The 23219-nt window shown below is 38.4% G+C and carries 15 protein-coding genes; 6 read left to right on the top strand and 9 right to left on the bottom strand.

What is annotated here, in order from left to right:
• Positions 1-54: 54 nt before the first annotated feature.
• Positions 55-3198 carry a SusC/RagA family TonB-linked outer membrane protein gene (locus BM179_RS14640; protein ID WP_092017899.1) on the bottom strand — a complete coding sequence of 1048 codons (3144 nt, stop codon included), beginning with the start codon at positions 3196-3198 and terminating at the stop codon, positions 55-57.
• Between the two features lie 30 nt (positions 3199-3228).
• A complete protein-coding gene (locus tag BM179_RS14635; RefSeq protein ID WP_092017898.1) occupies positions 3229-4821 on the bottom strand; it encodes a glucoamylase family protein in 1593 nt (530 codons plus the stop codon).
• A 329-nt stretch (positions 4822-5150) separates the two neighbouring features.
• Here BM179_RS14635 and BM179_RS14630 point away from each other — a divergent pair, with 329 nt between their 5' ends.
• Positions 5151-8021 (top strand): two-component regulator propeller domain-containing protein, encoded by a 2871-nt coding sequence (locus tag BM179_RS14630; RefSeq protein WP_092017897.1) that lies wholly within the window; start codon positions 5151-5153, stop codon positions 8019-8021.
• Between the two features lie 96 nt (positions 8022-8117).
• Here the strand turns inward: BM179_RS14630 and topA are convergent, their stop codons facing one another.
• A complete protein-coding gene (topA, locus tag BM179_RS14625; RefSeq protein WP_092017896.1) occupies positions 8118-10613 on the bottom strand; it encodes a type I DNA topoisomerase in 2496 nt (831 codons plus the stop codon).
• Between the two features lie 298 nt (positions 10614-10911).
• Positions 10912-13281, bottom strand: coding sequence for a DUF5686 family protein (locus BM179_RS14620; RefSeq protein ID WP_092017895.1), 2370 nt, complete (start codon positions 13279-13281; stop codon positions 10912-10914).
• A gap of 334 nt (positions 13282-13615) precedes the next feature.
• On the opposite strand from BM179_RS14620, the gene BM179_RS14615 reads away from it, so the two are divergent.
• From BM179_RS14615 to BM179_RS14590, 5 genes are all read left to right on the top strand, one after another.
• Entirely contained in the window at positions 13616-15877 is a 2262-nt protein-coding gene (locus BM179_RS14615) for an aconitate hydratase (RefSeq protein WP_092017894.1), read from the top strand.
• Positions 15878-16132: 255 nt separating this feature from the next.
• Entirely contained in the window at positions 16133-16510 is a 378-nt protein-coding gene (locus BM179_RS14610; RefSeq protein WP_092017893.1) for a hypothetical protein, read from the top strand.
• 791 nt (positions 16511-17301) lie between these two features.
• Positions 17302-17994, top strand: coding sequence for a sensor histidine kinase (locus BM179_RS14600; protein ID WP_092017891.1), 693 nt, complete (start codon positions 17302-17304; stop codon positions 17992-17994).
• A gap of 264 nt (positions 17995-18258) precedes the next feature.
• Positions 18259-19200 carry a ribose-phosphate pyrophosphokinase gene (locus BM179_RS14595; protein ID WP_092017890.1) on the top strand — a complete coding sequence of 314 codons (942 nt, stop codon included), beginning with the start codon at positions 18259-18261 and terminating at the stop codon, positions 19198-19200.
• 71 nt (positions 19201-19271) lie between these two features.
• Positions 19272-19838 carry a 50S ribosomal protein L25/general stress protein Ctc gene (locus BM179_RS14590; RefSeq protein WP_092017889.1) on the top strand — a complete coding sequence of 189 codons (567 nt, stop codon included), beginning with the start codon at positions 19272-19274 and terminating at the stop codon, positions 19836-19838.
• Positions 19839-19939: 101 nt separating this feature from the next.
• On the opposite strand, the gene BM179_RS14585 is transcribed toward BM179_RS14590, so the two are convergent.
• The 5 genes from BM179_RS14585 to BM179_RS14565 form a co-directional block, all read right to left on the bottom strand.
• Positions 19940-20404, bottom strand: coding sequence for an SRPBCC family protein (locus BM179_RS14585; RefSeq protein WP_092017888.1), 465 nt, complete (start codon positions 20402-20404; stop codon positions 19940-19942).
• Between the two features lie 206 nt (positions 20405-20610).
• Complete coding sequence (locus BM179_RS14580) at positions 20611-21063, bottom strand: GyrI-like domain-containing protein (RefSeq protein ID WP_092017887.1); 453 nt, start codon at positions 21061-21063, stop codon at positions 20611-20613.
• 103 nt (positions 21064-21166) lie between these two features.
• Complete coding sequence (locus tag BM179_RS14575; protein WP_092017886.1) at positions 21167-22111, bottom strand: helix-turn-helix transcriptional regulator; 945 nt, start codon at positions 22109-22111, stop codon at positions 21167-21169.
• A 15-nt stretch (positions 22112-22126) separates the two neighbouring features.
• The gene (locus tag BM179_RS14570; protein WP_092017885.1) at positions 22127-22576 is read right to left on the bottom strand and encodes an RES family NAD+ phosphorylase; all 450 of its coding nucleotides are present in this window, start codon (positions 22574-22576) and stop codon (positions 22127-22129) included.
• 2 nt (positions 22577-22578) lie between these two features.
• Positions 22579-23004 (bottom strand): Xre family toxin-antitoxin system antitoxin, encoded by a 426-nt coding sequence (locus BM179_RS14565; protein WP_092017884.1) that lies wholly within the window; start codon positions 23002-23004, stop codon positions 22579-22581.
• Positions 23005-23219: the final 215 nt, after the last annotated feature.

The following is a 23219-nucleotide window of genomic DNA, read 5'->3' as shown; positions in this document are numbered from 1 at the left end:
AAAGATTTTTTGTCAGAAAAGACAAATTTTAATGTCCGTCTAATTCATGAAAACTTAGAAAGTAACATTAACACCGACGTTGTAGGTAGCGAACATCGGATAAACATTGGTGTCAATACCTGAATTAATGTTGGCATCAGAATTGGCTTTAACGTTTCCGTTGTTTTTAAATGAACCTACGATTTCAGGAGAAAATCCTTTGTATTTAAAGAAGTTCAGCGCATTTTGAGCATTGGCATAAACTCTCAGTTTTTTGATTCTCATCTTCTCAACCAGTCTTTGAGGAAGTGTATAGCCTAACTGGATATTTCTCACTCGGAAATAACTTCCGTCTTCTACAAAGAATGAGTTTGGCTTATAGTTATCTCCGCCACCAATATTTGCAGAAGGATAGGTATTTGAAGTGCCTTCTCCATGCCAGCGGTGGTCATAGAAATCTTTTGTGAAGTTTTCGTTACCGAAACGTAAACCTAAATTGGCATTGTAAATGTCAACCCCGGCAACACCCTGAAAATCCAATGCTAAATCAAATTGTTTGTAGTTCCAGCTGGTGTTAATACCGTATGAGTATTTTGGATTCGGATTACCGATCGGCGCTCTGTCAAGTCCGTCAATTTTTCCATCAGGTTTGCCTTCAGGACCGCTGATGTCTCTGTATTTGAAATCACCGGGCTTTGCATTTGGTTGTGCAGAAGAAGCTACCTCAGCACTATTCTGGAAGATTCCGTCAACAATATAACCGAAGAACTGACCGATAGGCTGTCCGGCAATTGTACGGGTAGAGAAAGAACCGCCTGTTGAAGCTGCTCCACCTCCGTAAATCGGGTTATCACCGGTTGTTACAGAAAGTACTTTGTTGTCATTGTATGAAATATTACCTCCGATTGAGAAAGATAAATCTTTAGAGATATTGTCTTTCCAGTTAATTGACAATTCTACGCCGCGGTTTTGAAGATCAGCCTGGTTTCCAATGATTTTACTTGAGTTAGTTCCTACAGAAGCTAAAATGGGAATGTCGAAAATGGCTAATTCAGTCTTTTTATTGTAATAATCAGCATCAATGGTTAATCTGTTATTCATAAAAGCAGCTTCGATACCAATGTCAGTTCCCACACCTCTTTCCCAAAAGGTAGTCGGAGGTACAATAGAGTTGATACTTGCACCGGTATTAGCCACGCCGCCATAAATAGCAGTTAAGTAAGGATCCTGAGCCACACGCAATACCGAAAGACTTGACGGAACTGAAGCATTTCCGATTTTACCCCAGCTTGCACGTACTTTCAGATTGTTGAAAGTAGTCTGGTTTTTCATAAATGCTTCTTCACTGATTACCCAACCTACACCAATAGAAGGGAAAAAGCCCCATCTCTGATCACCGTAGAATTTAGAAGAACCATCTGCTCTTAAAGAAGCATTCAGCATATAACGGTTTTGGAATGCATAATTCACCCGTCCGAAGTAAGAAGCTACTGTTGAAAGATCTCCTTCATCCTTTAATTCTCTTCCTACAGCATTTCCTAATTTCAGGTAAAAATCACCTTCGCTTGTATTCGGTACATTCTGGGCAGAGCCGGTTAACTGGTAATACTGATAACGCTGAGCTGATTGTCCGACAAGTACCTTTACACTATGATCGTTATTGAAAACATTGTCATAAGTAAGGGTATTTTCAAGAATCCAGTTTCTGTTTTCTGTTCTGGTAAGTGTCAGTAAGCTTACAGTTCTTCTTTGTTTCAGTGTAGCTGCATAAACCGGATCATATTTAGTAGTTTCAGTCTGAATGAAGTCTCCGCCGACACTTGTATGGAAGGTAAAATGGTTGGCGAATTTAACGTCTGCAAAGATGTTTCCGGTCAATCTGTACTTCTTAGCTTTCTGATTGAAGTAATCTACAGTAACCTGCGGGTTGAAATTGGCGCCGTCACCAAGATTGTAGTCGCTCGGATCACCGTAGGTTCCGTCAGCATAGCGTACCGGAACAATTGGTGCTGCGGCATAAATCTGGTGGAAAATTCCTTCATCAATATCATTTGAATTATTGGCAGCTCCGGTTAAATTATAACCAACTTTCAGGTATTTTGAAAGATTGAAATCGTTTTGTAAACGGGCAGTATATCTTGTGAAATCATTTCCCTGTACAAGCCCCTGCTGATTAAGGTAACCCAAAGAGAAGTTATATGTAGATTTCTCAGAACCTCCGGTCATTGTGATCTGGTGGTTGTTAATCATGGCTCCTCTCAGAATCTGACGTGTCCAGTCAGTTCCCTGACCATATTTTGCCGGATCATATTCAGCAGGAGGAACAGCGCCATTATAGTTAGCCAGCTCACTGATCATGGTAGCAAATTCTTTTCCGTTGGCCATTTGCACCGGATTGGTTACCCTTTGATATCCTACAAAACCATTATAAGTTACCGAAGACTGGTCAGACTTTCCTTTTTTGGTTGAAATCAGGACTACTCCGTTGGCAGCTCTGATACCATAGATTGACTGAGCAGAAGCATCTTTCAAAACACTGATATTTTCGATGTCAGCCGGATTGAGGAAGCTGATATCGTCAAACCAGACTCCGTCAACAACATAAAGAGGATTCGGGTTACCATAAACAGTTCCCAGTCCTCGAATACGAATCTGAGGAGAAGCACCAGGTGCGCCGGAGTTTGTAATCTGCACCCCTGCCACTTTACCCTGTAAAGCACTTACCGGGTTTGTAGATGCCTGCTTAGAAATTTCATCCCCTTTAATTTGTGCTACAGCTCCGGTTACATCTAATTTTCTTTGTGTACCGTAACCGATTACTATCACCTGATCCAACTCTTTTGAAGAGGTGGCAAGTACAACGGAAAGGTCTGTTCTGTTGTTTACAGCTATTTCCTGTGTTTCATAACCGACAGATGAAATAACAAGAATAGCATTTGCAGGAGCATTCAGAATAAATTTTCCGTTCACATCTGTAGTTGTTCCCGTAGCTGTGCCTTTTACCCTGATAGAGGCTCCCGGAATTCCTTCTCCGTTTGAATCGGTTACTTTTCCGGTTACTTTTCCATCGGCAAGAATTATTTTATGGAAAGAAGATGCATTAGCCTCGCTTATTGCTGGTATTGTAAAGGTGAATAGTACGCAGGCGAGTTTGAAAGGCAAGAAAACACTGCCTGTTTTCAACCTTCTCTGGCTGTTAAGTAATTGTTTTTTTTTCATAATGTAGCTTTGGTTAAGCAAAAGGAAGAATTATCTGAGATTGAGCTTTAATGTTTCCTGTTGTGCTCCTTGGGTCAGTATGGCCTGGTACTTTCCTGGCCTGCTTTGAAATAAAATTTGATGCATACCGCTTTTATAGATTGTTTTGGAAATTAGAATTGTCTTTTGACCGGAATTGTCGCTTAGTTCGATCTGGATCGGTTCAGTTCCTTTGACTGCGAAATCAAGTACATATTTTGCGAAATCTGTGTGAGCCATTAAATCAACTTCATCAGTTTTCGGGTCAGGCAGATACATATAGAATCCGGTAGGATATTCAGGTTTTGTAATCCCCATTTTCTTTAATCCATTCCATAATTCAGGAATATTCTGTCCGATTTTCCATAAAAGACCTGATCTGTAATTTTCAATCATTACCACAATTGGTCCCTGATCGATTGCCAGATACTGGTTTGAGTACCAATTTTTGGTATCATTAAAAGCATCAAAAAAGCCATATTTTCCAAAAAGGATAGCTCCTTTTTTCAGGTAGAAATATCTCATAGCCTGATAAGATGCATAAGGAGTGTATGGAAATGAAGAAAGTGCAGCGGTCGGACTGATTGTTCCATTATCATTGGTTGGAGAATGGGCATCGTAAAAATTATAATCATCACTGGCAGTAAGCCCCCAATTCTCTGATGAATAATTGTAGGATTTAGGTGCTTCTTCAACGCAGTGTTTGTAGTTAATCAGGGTTTGTGCAAGATTAAGCTTCCAATAATTGGTAGTTCCATCGTCCATCAATCGCGGATCAAGGCTTAAGTAGGAATAATGCGCAAAGAACAAAGATCCTCCGTAAGGAAAGCCTAATGGAAGTTTATAACCCAGGTATTCTTTACCATTCAGATAAAAATCACTCTTTTTCCAGGTATTTGAATAAACGTCAGGTTTAATAGCATGAGTCGGAGATCCTAAGGCAAGCACATAGGTAATCAGGCATTCATTATACCCTCTGATCGGCATATTCATCGCCCAGTTATAATTTGGAGACCAGTGCCAGTAAAGATGATTATCTCCTCTGGAAGCATACCAATCCCATTCCACGCCTTCCCAGAGTTTGGTAATCTGGTTTCTTAACAAAACTTCATCAGGAGTGTTGCCATCAAAATAACTTCTTGCTACCAGTAAACCGTTAACCAGATAAGCTGTTTCAACTAAATCTCCGCCATTATCTTTCTCTCCGAAAGGAACAACTTTTCCGGTATTGCCATCAAGCCAATGAGACCAGGCTCCGTGGAAGCGATCTGCTTTGGCCAAAAACTTTGTAACTTTAAGCAAATGATTCACGGCTGCCTTACGTGTTATCCAGCCTCTGTGACTACCTACCACGACACACATTATCCCGAAGCCGGAGCCTCCGGAAGTCACTACATTTGGTGTAGCAGATCTCTCAGGTGCCAGACCAGAAACCGGATGAGCAAAATCCCAGAAGTAATTAAAGGTAGTTTTCTGAATAGTTTCAATGTACTCTTTCTTTTCAGACAAGGGGCTTTTATCAAGAGTTGGTAAGGGGACATTCTGGGCTTTTGTTTCAAAAAACAAGCCTGAAAAAAGAATGGCTGTTATTAATTTTTTTTTCATGTGTAAAAAAAGTACTACTGAACTGTAAGGCAGTACTTTAGATTTAAGATTGTTTCAGATTACAGGGTAATAAAAATCGTTTATTACTTTTCTAATAAAAAATTTAAATTTGTGAGGGCAAATTTATTGTGATTTAGAAGACTCTTCCTAATTTTGGGGTACATCATTACTACATCAAATCGTTATTTCTTAACATATATGGCCTGTTTTTACTACGTCATATAGATTTTTAATCTGATCCGGGATAAGAAGTGCTGTATGTGAATAATCAAAAAAATGGAGTCCTGAAATGCCGTAGATGACCTGATGATAATGATGTTACTGACCCGATGAAAATATACCTTACTGCTTTTTTCCGGAAGAGATTTTTCCTGAAAACCTCTTTTCTGATACTCCTGATCTTTCTTTGGTTATGGCGTCTGAATTGTTTTGCGCAAAATATTGAGAGCATATGTAAACCTGAGATTTCTCATTTTACCCGCCAGATTTACAATGCCAATTATCAGAATTGGGGTATTGCCCGGCATCCTAAAACCAGATTTATTTATTTTGCCAATTCCAGAGGGCTTCTTGAATTTGACGGAAGTACCTGGCGGGTTTTTGAATTACCTCAAAAGCAGATTGTGCGCTCCGTAGCTATTGATTCTCTTGGACAAATTTATACCGGAGGACTGGGTGAGTTTGGCTGCTGGAAACCGAATCTGGCAGGAGTGCTCAGCTATCAATCATTTGTTCCTTTAATTCATGACAAAGGTTTCAGGCGTGAAGCAGTCTGGAATATTCTGCCTACTGAAAAAGGGATTATTTTCCAGTCTTTCGCTTTACTGTTTATTTACCGGAATAATACCGTCAGGAAACTGGAACTTCCCGGTAATATTCTTTTTATGCACAATGTTAAAAACCGGCTTTTTGTAGGTGTAATTGATAAAGGATTGTTTGAGTTGAAAAATGACCGGTTTGAATTAATAAAAGGAAGTGAATTTTTAGGAAAAGAATCTGTAAATATTATTTTACCTACGCGGACTGACGATATTCTGGTTGGAACCAGTAAAAGTATCTATCGCTTTAACGGAAAAAACTTCCTGCCCTTTAATGCCGAAACCAATCTTTTTGTACAGCAAAACCAGCTCAATAAGGGGATCTGTCTGAATAATGGCAATTATGCTTTCGGAACGATTCTGAATGGTGTGATTATCACCAGTCAGAGCGGAGAAATACTGATGCACCTCAATACAAAAAACGGACTGCAAAATAATACAGTTCTGGCATTGACGGAAGATGCTTCGGGAGATTTATGGGTTGGTATGGATAAAGGTATCGATCTGATTGCCCTCAGTTCCCCGATTAAATTTTATACTGATTTTGATGGTCATATTGGAACAGTTTATGATGCTGCTATTTTTGAAGGTAGAATTTATCTTGGAACAAATCAGGGCGTATTTAGTTCTGTACTAAATGCAGGAAATGCTTCTTTTCAGCTTATTCCGAAAACACAGGGACAGGTTTGGAATCTGGAGGTCATTGACGGGCAGCTTCTGTGCGGACATAATAATGGTACATTTCTGATTCAGGGAACCAATGCCAGTCAGATTTCAAATGTTACAGGAGGCTGGGTTATAAAAAAACTTGCACATCATCCTGAGCTGCTTTTGCAAGGAACCTATACCCATCTTTGTGTGTACAGGAAAGGGAAAAACGGGAGCTGGGAGCTGGCTCACAAAGTTGAAAACTTTTCTTCATCTGTTCGCCAGTGGGAGGAGGATGAAAAAGGAGATATTTGGGTAAATAATGCTCCAAATGGTCTTTCAAGACTTAAACTCTCTCCCGATACAAAGAAAGTTTTGAAAAAAGAAGATTTTATCGGTTCTCAATTGAAAGGCTCTTCGGTTAATCTTAATAAAATCAGAAATCAGATTGTTGTAACGACCTCCAACGGACTGATGATTTTTGATCCCTCTCAGCAAAAATTCATCTTATCCGCTGAATTTAGACAACAGATCGGTACAGAAATCCGTAAAGTATTTTCTTTTTCACAAAAGGAAACCCTGGCCATCAGGAAAGACGGAGGATTGTGTGTTATTCAGGCTGAAGGAAAAACGAAGGAAATTCCCATTAAACGAAACCAATGGGTTGATGATTATGAAAATATCAGGAAAATTGATGAGCAGAATTTTGTACTATGTACAGAAAATGGTTTTGCAGTATTGCCCGGAAAACGGATTTTCTCTTTGACAGAGACGAAGGATGGAAACCCGTTTATCCGAAGTATCAGCGTAGAAGATAATCCGGATCTGGATAGAATTTTCTATGAAAACAGGGTTTTTCCTGAACTATTTTTTGAGCATAACCAAAATAGTCTGACCATCAGTTTTTCTACAACAAATTATACCAATCAGGTTAAGTATAGCTTCTGGCTGGAAAATTCTACTAAAAATTGGTCTCCTTATTCTGCTGCTACTCACAAAGAGTTTAATAGTCTTAGCCCGGGGAAATATATTTTTCATCTGAAGTCAAATTTAAGTAATGAGGAGACTCAGCTTGAGTTTGAGATCTTACCTCCATGGTATTGGAATTTTTGGAGTAAAGTTTTTTATATATTCCTGATTGGCTGCCTTGGATATACTTCTTACCGATTCCATTTACGCAGATTATTGATTCAAAAAGTCAGAATGCAGCGAAAACTGGAAAAAAGAATGCGCAGACAGGAAGAGCTAAGCCAAAAGGAAATTATGCAGCTCAGAAATGAAAGACTTGAGCAGGATATAGTCAGAAAATCGGAAGAACTGGCCAATTCAACCATGACTTTGATTAAAAAGAATGAATTATTGTTGAATATCAGGCAGGAAGTGAATAAGCTTCCTCATGAAAGTATTGGAAGGCTGAACAATATCGGTTCTTATAAGCAGATTTTACATTTGATTGAAAGTAATATCTCAACAGAACAGGATTTGCAGATATTTGAGACAAACTTTAATCAGGTACATGAAGAATTCCTGAAAAAACTTATCACAAACTATCCGAACCTTACCCCAAGTGATCTTAAACTGGCAGCTTATTTAAGAATGAATCTTTCTACCAAAGAAATTGCCCAGCTTTTTAATATCACAAACAGAAGTGTTGAACTGAAAAGATACAGACTCAGGAAAAAACTGGATCTTGATACTGAAGTAAATCTGGGAGAATTTATGATGAAGTATTGATATATGGATTAAGAAGAGCTGTGTTTTGTAAGCCACAGAAGACGGTGATTGATAATTAAAAATCCCCTTCCTAATAACAGGAAGGGGATTTTTAATTTATTTCTTTCTGCCTCTGGCCGGAGTTGCCGGGGCTTCTTCCCCGAGCTTAAGACAATCTTCTAATGTCAGAGAGGCAGCTTCAGTATCTTTTGGAATTTTGATATTTCTTTTACCGATTTGAATATAAGGCCCGTACATGCCATTTACTACTTTAACCGATTCATTTTCAGGAAATTCCTTGATATACTTATTCGCTTCCTGATTCCTTTTTGCTAAAATAATCTCAATAGCTCTTTCCAGTGTAATGGTAGTCAGAGAGTCAGTTTTAGGCAGAGAAACGAATTTTCCATCATGTTTTACATAAGGTCCGAATCTTCCTTTTCCGGTTGAAACAGGGCTTCCTTCAAAATCACCCAGGGAATCATTGGCTTCAGACTGGCGTTTTTCTGTAATTAATTCAATGGCTCTTTCTTCAGTAATCGTGAATGGATCGTCAGTTGGAGCAAGGCTGGTAAATTTATCATCGTGTCTGATATAAGGACCAAGTTTCCCGACTCCGATCACCAAAGGTTTGTCTTCATAAAAACCGATTTCTCTGGGCAGTTTTGGCTGTTCTAATAAAGCCAAAGCCTCTTCAAGTGTGATGGTAGAAACCAATTGATCTTTTTTCAGATTAACATAAACCGGTTTCTCTTCATCTTTATCTTTTGTATCTCCCAACTGAACGTATGGACCAAATTTCCCAAGCTTGACAGAAATTGGTTTTCCGGTCTTAGGATCTATACCCAGGTCTCTTGATGAGCCAACTGAACTTCTGTCGACTGATTTACTTTCTTCAATGGTCTGGTGAAAACCTTTGTAGAAATTATCAATCATTTTCGACCATTCTACTTTTCCTTTTGCGATTTCATCAAATTCATCTTCCATCTCGGCAGTAAATTTGAAGTCAACCACTTCCGTAAAATTATCTACAAGGAAATCGTTCACTACCATTCCCACAGAAGTCGGGAATAATTTAGCTTTTTCTGTACCGTAGTTCTCTTTATTGGTTTTCTCAGAAATCTGGTCGTTTTTAAGCACCAGTTCTTTAAATTCACGTTCTTTCCCCGCTCTGTCTTCCTTAACCACATATTCTCGTTTGATAATGGTAGAGATAGTCGGAGCATAGGTTGAAGGACGCCCAATGCCTTTTTCTTCCAATGCCTTTACAAGACTCGCTTCCGTATAACGTGCAGGAGGTCTTGAAAACCTTTCAGTACCTTTGAGATTATCAAGGTTCAGGATTTGTCCGATATTCAAAGGAGGGAGCATTTTTGCATTCTCCTCATCTTCTTCCTCATCTTTGCCTTCCATATAAACCTTAAGGAAACCATCAAATTTAATGACTTCTCCCTGAGCAATCAATTCCTCAGAAGTGGTTGAAATAGAAACCGTTGCCGTAGTTCTTTCCAGCTGAGCATCTGCCATCTGAGAAGCAATAGAGCGTTTCCATATTAATTCATACAAACGTTTTTCCTTAATATCACTTCCGGCAGAACTTACACTGAAATCGGTAGGACGAATGGCTTCGTGAGCTTCCTGCGCAGTTTCGTTTTTGGTTTTATATTGTCGTATCTGAACGTATTTATCTCCGTAAGCATCATTAATGGATTCCTGAGCTTTGCCTAAAGCCTCATCTGATAAACTGGTTGAGTCAGTTCTCATATAAGAAATTTTACCCGCTTCATAAAGCTTCTGTGCATAAAGCATGGTTGAAGCTACTGAGTAACCCAGTTTTCTGGATGCTTCCTGTTGCAGGGTGGAAGTAGTAAACGGAGGAGCGGGAGACTTTTTAGCAGGCTTGGTTTCCAGGTTTTTTATGGTAAAAGTAGCTCCTTTACACTTTTCCAGAAATTCCCGGGCCTGTGCTTCGGTTTCAAAATTCTTCGGCAATTCTGCATTAAGAACCTTTCCGCCTTCCAATTTAAAAGTAGCTACAATTTTGAATGATGATTTAGAATCAAAACCCTCAATTTCTCTTTCCCTTTCAACAATAATACGGACTGCTACAGATTGAACTCTTCCGGCAGAAAGGCCTTTTCTGACTTTAGACCATAGAACAGGAGAAAGTTCAAAACCAATCAGACGGTCAAGTACACGACGTGCCTGCTGTGCATTTACCAGATCGGTATCTATAGTTCTGGGATTCTGAATAGCATTCTGGATTGCTTTTTTGGTAATCTCACGAAAAACAATTCTTTTGGTATTGTCTGCAAGTCCCAACGCTTCTTTAAGATGCCATGAAATAGATTCTCCTTCACGGTCATCATCTGTTGCAAGCCACACTTCTTCAGAGGATTTGGCAAGCGATTTTAATTCATTGACGACTTTTACTTTATCCGGAGAGATAATATATGTTGGTTTGTAACCATTTTCGACGTCAATTGCGGTATCTTCCTTCGGCAAATCACGCACATGACCAAACGAGGATTTTACGGTAAAATCCTTACCTAAATAACCCTCAATGGTCTTTGCCTTTGCAGGGGATTCAACTATAACTAAGTTTTTCGACATATCGTATTAATTGCATAATTCAACAGAATTATGTGGGAAATTTAGCACGGTTACTATATCCGGTTACCTTCAAAACGGATTGTTTTAAAAGTATGTTTTGCCAAATATATAAACTTCATTTCAAAAAAATCACTTGAAGCGTTTTAGTTAATACATTTTTTATGTCGCAGAAATTCACTACATATATAATATGTAAGTTATTTTCGGCAAGATTAATTTTTTTTCTAAAAATGTCCGGAGCCTTTTTTTGACCTTTAAATGACGCAGTTTTCAGTCTGATAGAAAAGTTTTCCTAAAATTATTCAGGAATATTTCCGATCCGTAGTCTGGTATTGATATTGATACGTGCCCCGATTCCCTGATATTGTCCGTTTACGAAATTTGCAATAACCTCACAGCGCAATACCCTGAAAATTCCATCCAGTCCGTAACCAAGTTCTGAATAATGAAGGTTCAGATTATTGATAAAAGTATTGTTTAATATCATAACCTCTTTAATACCAGCACGGTTAATATAAGGAATTCTCCCCAAAAGCAGCTTCTTGAACTGAGCCAGGGTCAGTAATTCTGCATAACTGCCACTGGTGCTATAGAGATAATGGTTTACCTGTAACCTTTGATTTGCTCCGTTTGCAAGGTTTTGATAATAACCTAATAAACGATGGCTTCCCATAGTTTCACCTGTCTGAACGAGGGTGAAATTTCCGTTAAAATGCTTAAAATCAATAAAAGGAACATTTTCTTTACCCAGAAAAGTACCCGTAGTAAAAATATAGCCGAATTTAACCCATGGATTAGGATTAAGGTTCTGTGTGACAGAAATTTCTATGTTTTGGAAATTGCTGATACTTTCCTTGAAATTCGGAATCCCCCCTCTGAGCTTAAACATCAATAAAGGGGATGAACCCCAGTCTATTTTCTTTTCAGAATTAACGAACTGATATTTCAGGAAAGGCCGCAAGCCTAACTGAAAATTATAGGAAAGCGCATTATGCGGATCAAAATCATTATTTTTTAATTCCAGGTTAGTTGGCTCATTAGGAGTGAATGTCCGGTTCAGGTAATTTACCCAATAATAATCTGTGGAATTTTCCAGCTGATAACGTCTCGCAAATTCAATACCCGATCTGATAAAAAGTCTGCTCGAAAACTTCTTTTGCAGGGTCAGAGAAATGAAGTCTTTCTCATAAATCTTTAGCTGATTGTTTTTAAGTAACAGGGTAGAAAGCGAATTCATTTCATATGAAATCGGTAAATCAGCATTATACTGTGCGATGAATGTACCGCCAGTCAGGTTAATGTCGGCAGTTTCTGTCTTATATCTTAGCTTCAGATACCCTGAATTTTTATCAAGGTTAAAAGAATGCCGGCCGGTTGCTTCAAATTCCAGCCATCTGTAAAGGTCAAATCTTTTTCTGAAAACCAGCCCTATATTGGCCACAAAGCCTTCTACTGTATTGAAGTTAAAATCGAGAAGAGGAGACTTGTAATAAAGTTCATAAGGATAAAAATTCCGGGTTCTTTTTCCGAAATAGAAAGAACGGCTAAACAGCAATTGATTAATTCTGAAATTCTGAATCTGAAAAGTATCAATTTTTGCCATAGCAGCAGTGCTGTCTCTTCCGGTCAGTATAGCAGGCAGGTCTTTTTGCTTTTCCAGCCAGAATTCATCTGTTTTTTCATAAGCATCGCTCAGAAAAGAAACAGAATCTCTTCTGATACCTTTCGCAAATGAGTCACTGGTCCACTTCCTTTTCAGACTGGATTCCATGGTTTTTAAAACCTGGGTTAGATAAGTGGCATCAAAGTTTATGTCCTGGATATTTAGAATCTCTGTCCCAGATTTTTCCGGGAATCCGGGTGTTTTTGAGGTGAGAGGCTGATAATCAGACATGATAGCATCATGTCTGAACTCTCCGGCAAATCCCAGTACTCTTCCTGAAACTGTTACATGAAACGCTGCGGGCAGCCATGAGGCATTAAACGGACGGTTTTCCAGTTCAATTTTATAATGGATTTCATCCGCAACACATGTCAGTTTAAGCCCTTTAATACTGTAATCTTTTTTGCTCAGAGCGATTTCTCCCGAAAAAAGGCGTTCTGTAATAGTTTTCGGAGTAACCTTAAAATGATAAATCTCCTCACCAAAAGCCTCTGATTTTCTCAGAAATTCGAAATAATAATATTTCAGGGCATTACCTGCTAAAGGTGAAACGCAGTTTTCTCCGACGACAGGCTGATAAAAATTCGGATTCAGGAAAAGGGCAGGAGCAGGATTACTCCGGTTAATTTCTCTGGAAGCAATAATCCGGTGTATAAATTGATTAGGTTGTTCGAAGGTTACCTCAGCAATAGTTTCGACTCCGTAATGAATATCATTTTGAATGCCTTCTTTTGTATAAAGCCGGCCTTTTACAAAATTCAGAATATTACTGAATTTAGCCAGTTCCCGGGCATGCACCACCGTTTTATATCCCTGAAGCTGATTGTTATGGAATGGCGCCTTCTGAATAGCTTCTCTGATAAAAGATTCTGTTTCAAAAGACTCCTGTCCAAAAACAACAGGTACAATCTGCAGGAATAAAAAAGTAAATAAAAAGCAACTCTTATAGAATATGGAGTTAATGATATGTGAGTTAAGGTTTTTAATAATATGTTTGAAAATCAAAGTAATGGTTGATTAAATGTTTTAACCTGAACTAACGAAAAAGCAGGCAGGTTAATTGAGCTCTGAAAATAAAATAGTTTATTTTAAAGTGCAAAACTTACGAAATTAGCTAAATTGCGACTAAACAAAAAACTCTTTGCACAAAATAAAGAATTGATTGTGTATATTTAATTTAGCATGCTAGATTATTCAAATTACGCATTTCAGTGTTAGATTTGTGGGTGAATAAATTGTTATAAGTTCGTAAAGATAACATTTCCCGTGCCGAAGAGGCTTTTATTCCAAGTATTGCTTTAAGAACTTATACCGAAAAAATAAAAAACCTTCAATTATTATGGCTTTTGACATAGAAATGATTAAGGCGGTTTATGAGCGTATGCCTGCTCGCATTGAAGCCGCTCGTAAAGTGGTAGGAAAACCGCTGACTTTGACAGAAAAGATATTATACTCTCACCTTTGGGAGCCTACATCAGTAGCTTTTGAAAGAGGTAAATCCTATGTAGATTTTGCTCCGGATCGTGTAGCTATGCAGGATGCTACGGCACAAATGGCTCTTTTGCAATTTATGCAGGCTGGCCGCCCTAAAGTAGCAGTACCTTCAACTGTTCATTGTGATCACCTTATTGAAGCGAAAGTAGCTTCAAATACTGACTTAGCCGTAGCGGTTGATAAAAATAAAGAAGTTTACGATTTCCTTTCTTCAGTTTCAGATAAATATGGCATCGGTTTCTGGAAACCAGGTGCGGGTATTATTCACCAGGTAGTATTAGAAAACTATGCTTTCCCGGGTGGTATGATGATTGGAACTGACTCTCATACAGTAAATGCAGGTGGTCTGGGAATGATTGCGATCGGAGTGGGTGGTGCTGATGCCTGTGATGTAATGGCTGGTCTTGCCTGGGAATTGAAATTCCCTAAACTGATCGGTGTTAAATTAACCGGAAAACTTAACGGCTGGACTTCTGCGAAAGACGTTATTTTAAAAGTGGCTGGTATTCTTACTGTAAAGGGTGGAACAGGTTGTGTAGTTGAATACTTCGGTGAAGGATCAACTTCAATGTCATGTACCGGAAAAGGAACTATCGCCAACATGGGTGCTGAAATCGGAGCTACAACTTCTACTTTCGGATACGATGACTCAATGGCTCGTTACCTGGAGTCAACAGGTCGTGCAGATGTGGCTGCTCTTGCAAACGGAATCAGAGAGCATTTGACTGCTGATCCGGAAGTATATGCAAATCCTGAAGCATATTTCGATCAGGTTATTGAAATTGATCTTGATACATTGGAACCACATTTGAACGGACCATTTACGCCGGATTTGGCTACTCCGATTTCAAAAATGAAAGAATTGGCTGAGAAAAACGGCTGGCCGACTAAAGTTGAAGTTGGTTTGATCGGTTCCTGTACCAACTCTTCTTATGAAGATATTTCCCGTGCAGCCTCACTTGCCAAGCAGGTAGCTTCTAAAGGTTTGAAAACCAAAGCGGAATTTACGATTACTCCTGGTTCTGAACAAGTTCGTTATACAATTGAGCGTGACGGATTTATCGATACATTTAATGCAATCGGGGCGAAAGTATTTGCAAATGCCTGCGGACCTTGTATCGGACAATGGGCTCGTCCAGGCGCTGAAAAAGGCGAGAAAAATACTATCGTTCACTCATTCAACCGCAATTTCGCTAAACGTGCCGACGGAAACCCGAATACATTTGCTTTTGTAGGTTCTCCTGAATTGGTAACAGCGCTGGCTATTGCAGGTGATTTGACATTCAACCCTTTAACTGATACCTTGACAAATGAGTCGGGAGAACAGGTTAAATTGGATGCTCCTGTCGGTGATGAATTGCCAAAAGCGGGATTTGCTGTAGAAGATGCCGGTTATCAGGCTCCTGCCATTGACGGTTCTTCTGTGGAAGTGAAAGTTTCTCCAACTTCAGACCGTTTGCAGTTACTTGATCCGTTTACTGCCTGGGAAGGTACAGACGTGAAAGGGTTGAAACTTCTTATTAAAGCAAAAGGTAAGTGTACTACTGACCATATTTCTATGGCAGGTCCTTGGTTGAAATACCGTGGACACCTTGACAATATTTCAAACAACATGCTGATCGGAGCGGTTAACTTCTTCAATGAGAAGACTGACAACGTGAAAAATCAGTTGACGGGAGAATATGGTCCGGTTCCGGCTACTCAAAGAGCTTATAAAGCACAAGGTATCGGTACAATTGTAGTGGGAGATCAAAACTACGGAGAAGGATCTTCACGTGAGCATGCAGCAATGGAGCCACGTCACTTAGGTGTTCGTGCAGTATTGGTAAAATCTTTTGCCCGTATCCATGAAACTAACCTTAAGAAACAAGGTATGTTGGCATTGACCTTTGCAAATGAGGCAGATTATGACAAAATTCAGGAAGATGATCTGATTGACATCGTCGGTTTGACTGATTTTGCGCCAAATAAATCATTGACAGTTGTATTAAATCATAAAGATGGTTCTTCTGACTCAATTACAGTAAATCATTCTTATAATGAGCAGCAAATCGAATGGTTTAAAGCAGGTGGAGCATTGAATATCATCCGTGCTTCAGTGAAATAAGATAAATATTCCGGTTTGAATACAGTATCAGAAGGACGCTCTTTCAGGGCGTCCTTCTGCTGTTTTAGGGCATTAGGTAATTTTACGGTTTAGTTAGGGTATTATTACGGGAAATGAAAAATAGTTATCGGATTAAGTGTTTGATAATTAATGAATTATTGTAGATTGAGAAGATATTCAGATTTTGTATAGTTTGTCAAAAATTTGTAAACTTATATCAAAAATCTTAACTACTTATTCCAAAAAAATACTGTCATGGCTGATTCAAAAGAAAAGAGATTAATTGTGAGAGCAGTTGGAAGTAGAATTCCTAACTCGCTGGCTGTCAAATTAACGAAGAATTATCAAAAAGTTCATCCTAAAAATACCCGCGGGCATTTAATAGGAAGAGATGTTTTGGAATCTTTTCTGAAAGATGAGCGGGTACACGGAATCAGAGTGTATCATGCTTATGATTCAACAAATGAAGATCAATGGAAACGGACAGTGGTAATTTTAGGGGTTGACGAAAACAACAGAGATATTTTTACGCCTGTTATTAAAGGACGAGGAGGTAAATTCGAATATTATGCTTTGGACGAAGCCTTTGATGCCGCTGATATGACCATGCCCGGCCCACCTCCGCAAACCTAGACATTTTATATTTTACCTGAGAAAGTTTTATTGAAAATTATTATGCTTGAGAAGATATTAGAATTCTCCCTGTTATATAAATTGTCACTTTTGATGATGTTTCCGCCAGTTATAGCAGGAGGGATTTCTTATAAACGGATTTTATTGCCGGATAAAATATTTTTCATCTTCATGTTTGTCGACGCAGTCTTTGAGTTGATATTTCTTTTGATGAATTTCAAAGTAATTCCGTATTATGGTTTTTTGATGACTCATGTTTTTGGAATTGTGCAGATACTGTTCGTATCGGCATTTTTTTATTTTGTGTTCATCAACTCGAAATATGCGGTCTTTACTTTAATTCTGGCTTTGGTTTCATTGTCTGTTTCTTTTTATTTTCTAATCTGGGAAGGCGGGATTAATAAATTCCCATCTACTCCGCTGGCCGTTCAGAATTTTTCTTTCACCTTACTCGCTTTATTATATTTTTATAAGGTTTTTAATGAAGATAAAATTTTTCGTTTCGAAAAAGAGGCAGATTTCTGGATTATTTCAGGAATACTTGTATATTTCGCAGGAACCTTTACCCTTTTTCTATTACAAAAGTATTTTCTTGAAGGATATAAACCCTCCTTTCAGTATTATAGTATAATCAATTCCATTTGTAATATTGTCTCAAAAATCTTTTATACAGTCGGCCTATTTTGCAAACCTCAGTCCAAAATACAACGGTCATTTTAATTATTTCTACATCAGTAATTTTACTGATTGTCGGATTCGTTTTAATTTATGCTGTAATTTTTCAACGGAGAATGCTGGGAAATCAGCAGAAAATACAGCAACTGGAAACTGAAAAACAGGAAGCCTTGCTTAAAGCTGTACTTGAAACACAGGAATTTGAACGAGGCCGGCTTGCCCAAGATCTTCATGATAGTGTTGGACAGGTCTTGTCAGCCATCAAATTAAATGTCAGACAATTGGATAAATTGTCAAACGTAGAGCCTGTCAACCTTCCCAGACAGCAGGAATTGCTCAAAACAACCCATGAACTTACTGAAGACTGTATTTCAGAAATCAGAAATATCATTCGTAATATACTTCCCCCGGTTTTGCGGGATTTTGGTTTGGCTTCTGCTATCAAAGATCTGGCAGAAAAAGTACAGAATTCTACAGATATTTCGGTTATTTATCACCAGGAAGGGGAGGACTTCAGATTTAGGAAAGAGAATGAAATGCTTATTTACAGAGTAGTTCAGGAATTGTTTAATAATGCCATAAAACATTCTCAGGGTTCACAATTTAAATTGGATTACCTGAGAAATCCGGATGCTTTATCAATTATTTTTGAAGATAACGGAATCGGATTTGATCCGGATCAGACCGGAGCGGGCCTCGGATTGAAGGGAATGCAGAGCCGGGTGCAACTTCTGAAAGGAGATCTGAAAGTTTACTCCAAACAAAATCAAGGTTCCAGAACGGAGGTAATCTTTAGAAATCTGGAATAAAACAGGTATATAAGAAATGGATAAAAGTCAGGTTTTATTGCCTGACTTTTTGATTTTATGTAAAAACGGCAACATTTTACTTGTCAGAAGGGAAGTTCTGTCTTAAAATTCACCTTTTGATAAAAACTATTAAAGTAAAACAGTGCTTTTGACGATATGTTTTTGTAATTTTGCGGGAAATTTAGGGAGAACATCGATTCGGTTATTCCTGAAATATCAATTTTTCGCCCACATTTGAAGGGAATAAAATCTCAGCAAGCAATAATGGCATCCATCAATGCAGTAAAGATTTTTTCAGGCTCATCTTCTCAGTATTTGGCCAAAGAAATCGCAAAGTATTTTGGTAAAGATTTAGGCTCTACCACCATTCAAAAATTCTCCGATGGAGAAATGTCACCAAGTTTTGACGAATCTATCAGAGGTTGTGATGTGTTCCTGATTCAGTCAACATTTCCTCCGGCTGATAATTTGCTGGAACTGTTGTTGTTGATTGATGCAGCCAGAAGAGCTTCAGCTCACTATGTGACCGTCGTGATTCCTTATTTCGGATACTCTCGTCAGGATCGTAAAGATAAACCAAGAGTTGGAATTGGAGCAAAACTGATCGCCAATTTGCTGACAGCCGCAGGAGCTGACCGTTTGATGACATTGGATCTTCATGCGGGACAAATTCAGGGATTCTTTGATTTCCCTGTTGACCATCTGGAAGGTGCCGCCATTTTTGTACCATACCTGAAGTCACTAAACCTTGAACACCTGATTTTTGCATCACCGGATGTTGGCGGGGTGGTTCGTACCAGAAATGCAGCCAAGTTTTTTAATGCAGATATGGTAATTTGCGATAAACATCGTAAAAGAGCGAATGAAGTAGCTTCCATGCAATTGATTGGTGATGTGAAAGGAGCAGATGTAGTATTAGTCGATGATTTAATTGATACCGGGGGAACAATGTGTAAAGCGGCTCAGTTAATCATGGATAAAGGTGCTAATTCTGTAAGAGCAATTGTAACTCACCCGGTATTGTCAGGGAAAGCTTACGACAATATTAATAATTCGGTTCTGACTGAATTAGTGGTAACAGATACAATTCCTTTACAACAGCAAAGCGATAAAATTAAGGTTCTTTCCGTAGCAGAATTATTTGCCAAAGCAATCGGAAGAATCCGTGATCACGAATCTATCAGTTCATTATTTATAAAGTACTAAATTAAATTTCAACCGTTACCGGAGGATAATTAAGCAATTAATGAAAGGCTGGTAACTTAATAAAAAATCAAATGAAAATATTAGAGATTGTAGGGTTTAAAAGAGCGAATCTCGGTTCAAAGACCGCAAAAGATTTACGTAACGAAGCTTTAGCTCCATGTGTATTGTATGGTGGATCTGAGCAGGTACACTTTGCGGTACCAATGATTTTATTCCGTGACTTGTTGTACACTCCTGAAGTTCACGAAGTAGAATTGAATATTGAAGGTACTAAGTACAGAGCTATCTTACAGGATGCTCAGTTTCATCCGGTTAACGAGATGATCTTACACGTTGATTTCCTTGAAATCACAGAAGGCAAGCAAATTAAAATTGATGTTCCTGTGAAAGTTATCGGTAATTCTCCAGGGGTTATCAAAGGGGGTAAAATGGTTCAGAAACTAAGAAAAGTTACGCTTAGAGGTCTTGCTGAAAACATTCCTGATTCAGTTACTGCTGATATCACTGGTTTGGATCTTGGACAAACTTTGAAAGTAGCTAAATTGGTAGTTGAAGGTTGCGAAATCCTGAATCCACTATCAAACCCGGTTGCAACAATTGATATTCCACGTGCATTGAGAGGTAAAATCAACGCTTAATCTGCGCTGAAACTTCCCGATCCGTTTAACTGATAGGTTGAAAGCCCCCGATTCGGGGGCTTTCTTTTTGTAAAAGGTTTCAGTTTAGAGGTAAAACAGATTTAGAATTTTCCGAATAATTCCTGTACTTTTTGCGTTCTGAAATTGAATATTTCCTGTAGCTTTTTTCTGATAATCAATGTATTACACAAGTCTCCCAGTATTCCGAAAGGAGGCTGATAATTTACGATATCTGTCATCAGAACACCGCCATCAATTTCTTTTAAATGATGCTGATGATGCCAGAATTTATATGGTCCGACTCTTTGTTCATCTACGAAGAATTCAAATTCTTTTACCTGAGTAATTTCCGTAACCCAGAGGAATTTTAAACCCATAAGCGGACTTACCTTATAGGAAATAATCATTCCCGGGTACATTTTACTGCTGAGATTCCGGCTCACAATATCAAATCCCATATAATCCGGAGTAATCACTTTCAGGTTATCCGGTGAAGAAATAAAGTCCCAGACTTTTTCTAATGAGGAAGGAATAGCCTGAGTTCTTTCTAATGTATAGATTCCCATATGAATTTAATTCCCAAATCGTTTAGGCGGATTGGCTATAAACTAAACTTACATTTGTTTATTTTGTTTAATAATTTTTCAGAAAAAATAAACAGATTGATGAGTTTTGAATAACCGGACCAGAATAAATAGCCTTTTGCGGGAAATAGCTGACATGAAAAACTCCGGATCAAAGCCGGAGTTTTTGAGAATCAGATGACAGTAGATTAAACCATTCCTACCTGTATCTCGGTAACGTTTTTTTCAGGCGTTTCAAAATCCATAGTTAGGTATAATTCCCGGCAGATTCCGCTAAACTGATGGCCATTCCTGTAAAATTCAGGAAATAGGTTGCAATAGGTTTCATTCATTTTGTCCCAGGCACCATTATGAATTTTTGATACACATTTAAATGGTTCGAGTAGTTTGTAACTGAATTTTTCTGATTTTTTGCCTTCAGTTTTAACAGGAAGTGCAATTTCAAGCTTGAATTCAGTGTCAGGCTTTCCGTCAGCTCCGGTATAAATCCAGAAAATAGGGCCGGTAATGTCCAGATTTAGGTTTTGAGCTTCTTTGAACAGGTCTTCTGCTACGTTTCCAACATATAAAACCATCGTATTAAGCGTGGTTTGAGTGGTGAACACCAGTGTTTGGATAGGAGAAATTTCTTTAATTTGCATACAGAGGTTAACGTTAATGTGAAATTCTATGCAAAGAAAGCCTGTACGAGTGACAAAGGTATGTCAGTAGTGTTTCGGAAAATTGAAAATATTTTCTGCGTTTCTACGAAATATAATGTTCATAAATTTCTATTGCCAGTCCTTTCATGATAGACTTTAACTTTTCAGGTCTTTCTATACTGACCGTTTTCCCAAATGAAAGGAGCCAATGTGCCATGCCATGTAAATGATTTATTTTAAAGACCATTTTAACATAATCCCCGCAATCTTCTTCTGAAACCCAGCCCCAGTTCTTTTTTTGCTCGTACATATACCTGGCACGGTCTTTTGAAACGTTAATGCAAACCTCTTCTTTTTGTACTTCATTTTTCACCTCCTTTAAATACTTGTCCAGTGAATGGAAGTCATGCTTCTTAAAATATTCAGAAGTTTCGGACAGGGTTTTAATCCTGTCAACCCTGAAATCTCTGTAATCGTCACGGGTATGGCAAAAAGCAATTAAATGCCAGCCCGAACCATAATGGTATAAACCGATCGGATTGATAAACCGATTCGTGGTTGTTTCACTATAAGGGGAGAAATATTCGATTTCAAGCACTTTTCTTTGAACAATGGCTTGTTGTATAGGAGTCAGATGGCTGCTTGAAACAGACTCCGTACTGAATTTTTCTGAAATTTCAATGCTTGGGTCTAATAGATCAAGGTGTTCCTGATCGGGATGTTTCAGGACAGACTTGATTTTATATAAGGCTGACTCATAAGACTCTTTGATAGAATTATCAGCCAGTTTCTCAACCAGTTTTGCTCCAAAAAGCAGAGAACTTACTTCATTATTGGTAAACATTACCGGAGGTAAGTGATAATCTTCCAGAAAATACCCGATTCCTGCTTCTGCCCCGATTGGAATCCCTGTTTCTTCAAGTGCACGGATGTCACGATAAACAGTTCTCAGACTAATTTCAAAGCGATCGGCAATTTCTTGTGCTTTTACAACCCTTTTTGATTGTAAGTGAATCAGGATGGCAGTAAGTCGGTTAAGCCTTATCATAAGAGGTTTGGAAGTTTAATCTTTTAGCCTTGAGTCAAAAGTGAAGTCCTCAATTTCAACTACTTTTATTTTTTGAAAATCCTGGTGTTGTGAATTAATCAGAAAATTATATTCGTTTTTAATAATAGCGGAGGGTACCTGAAGAATACAGGTTTCGAAGCTTTTGATCCAGTCGTCACCAATTGCCTGACAAACATCGTACTGACGAAAATCGGTCCAGTCTGCTGGCAGATAAGCAGGGTTAATTTTTTTGATTGCGACCTCATCCGGAATATCGATAACCGTAATTTTAAAAGGACTTGCAAGTCTGTCTCCGGTAAGATGCACTACCATTTCAAGGCAGGCAAGGGCTCTTGAAGAAGCTGAATAACACATAAACACGCCGTTCGAATTCCAGCGGGCAGCAAATCCGGAACCTCTGAGATTACCGGCCCATTGCTCTTTTGTAATTCTGAAAACTTGCATACTCAGGCTGTTGCCCCGTATTCAATTCTGTAAAGTTCTTCCATAACCAGATCAATACCACCGGAGGTTTGCATCAGATCAAGAGGGGTTTGCCAGCCAATACCAAATGCCGGTTTGGTAATCCATCTGCGGAAAGCATCCAGATCTCCGAAAAGCTCAGTTCCTTTTTTAAACAGGGCGATGATTTTTAGGGCTTGTTCACTGCTTGCTGCATCAAGATTTTTTTCAGATTGGTAATAACGGTTGATGGTTTTGAGTGAGGTATGAAATAACTCAGCCAATTGTTCTTTTTTGAAACCTGAAAGCAATACAATATCATAAAAGGCTTTTGTACTAAGACCTTTTCTTGCATTAAATACGATAGAGATATTGTCTCTGATCTGTGTTTCGTATTTTGAATAGATTGCAGCCGCTTCCTGAACTTGCATAGCTTTTGTTGTTTATTACCCAAATGTACGGAAATTTGTCTGGAATTTATAGACATTTTTCCATAAAAAATTTTAACAACAAATATATTATGAACCTATGTGTCCTATGCGATTACAAAAACCTATGTGTCTATGTTCCAATGTGGTTACAAAAACCTATATGCCCTGTGTTCCTATGTGGTTGCAAAAACCTATGTGCCCTATGTTCCTATGTG

The sequence above is a fragment of the Pseudarcicella hirudinis genome, assembly GCF_900115665.1.
In the GTDB taxonomy this organism is placed as follows: Bacteria; Bacteroidota; Bacteroidia; order Cytophagales; family Spirosomataceae; genus Pseudarcicella; species Pseudarcicella hirudinis.
The sequence above is the reverse complement of the archived record's forward strand: the minus strand, read 5'-3'. Positions and strand labels throughout refer to the sequence as shown.

Excerpts from the sequence above, each read along its gene's own strand:
- BM179_RS14570 (WP_092017885.1), bottom strand. The coding sequence starts at position 22,576 with ATGCAAGTTTTCAGAATTACAAAAGAGCAATGGGCCGGTAATCTCAGA.
- BM179_RS14635 (WP_092017898.1), bottom strand. The coding sequence starts at position 4,821 with ATGAAAAAAAAATTAATAACAGCCATTCTTTTTTCAGGCTTGTTTTTT.
- BM179_RS14595 (WP_092017890.1), top strand. The coding sequence starts at position 18,259 with ATGGCATCCATCAATGCAGTAAAGATTTTTTCAGGCTCATCTTCTCAG.
- BM179_RS14580 (WP_092017887.1), bottom strand. The coding sequence starts at position 21,063 with ATGCAAATTAAAGAAATTTCTCCTATCCAAACACTGGTGTTCACCACT.
- BM179_RS14615 (WP_092017894.1), top strand. The coding sequence starts at position 13,616 with ATGGCTTTTGACATAGAAATGATTAAGGCGGTTTATGAGCGTATGCCT.
- BM179_RS14600 (WP_092017891.1), top strand. The coding sequence starts at position 17,302 with ATGCTGGGAAATCAGCAGAAAATACAGCAACTGGAAACTGAAAAACAG.
- BM179_RS14640 (WP_092017899.1), bottom strand. The coding sequence starts at position 3,198 with ATGAAAAAAAAACAATTACTTAACAGCCAGAGAAGGTTGAAAACAGGC.
- BM179_RS14585 (WP_092017888.1), bottom strand. The coding sequence starts at position 20,404 with ATGGGAATCTATACATTAGAAAGAACTCAGGCTATTCCTTCCTCATTA.
- BM179_RS14610 (WP_092017893.1), top strand. The coding sequence starts at position 16,133 with ATGGCTGATTCAAAAGAAAAGAGATTAATTGTGAGAGCAGTTGGAAGT.
- BM179_RS14575 (WP_092017886.1), bottom strand. The coding sequence starts at position 22,111 with ATGATAAGGCTTAACCGACTTACTGCCATCCTGATTCACTTACAATCA.
- topA (WP_092017896.1), bottom strand. The coding sequence starts at position 10,613 with ATGTCGAAAAACTTAGTTATAGTTGAATCCCCTGCAAAGGCAAAGACC.
- BM179_RS14630 (WP_092017897.1), top strand. The coding sequence starts at position 5,151 with ATGAAAATATACCTTACTGCTTTTTTCCGGAAGAGATTTTTCCTGAAA.
- BM179_RS14565 (WP_092017884.1), bottom strand. The coding sequence starts at position 23,004 with ATGCAAGTTCAGGAAGCGGCTGCAATCTATTCAAAATACGAAACACAG.
- BM179_RS14590 (WP_092017889.1), top strand. The coding sequence starts at position 19,272 with ATGAAAATATTAGAGATTGTAGGGTTTAAAAGAGCGAATCTCGGTTCA.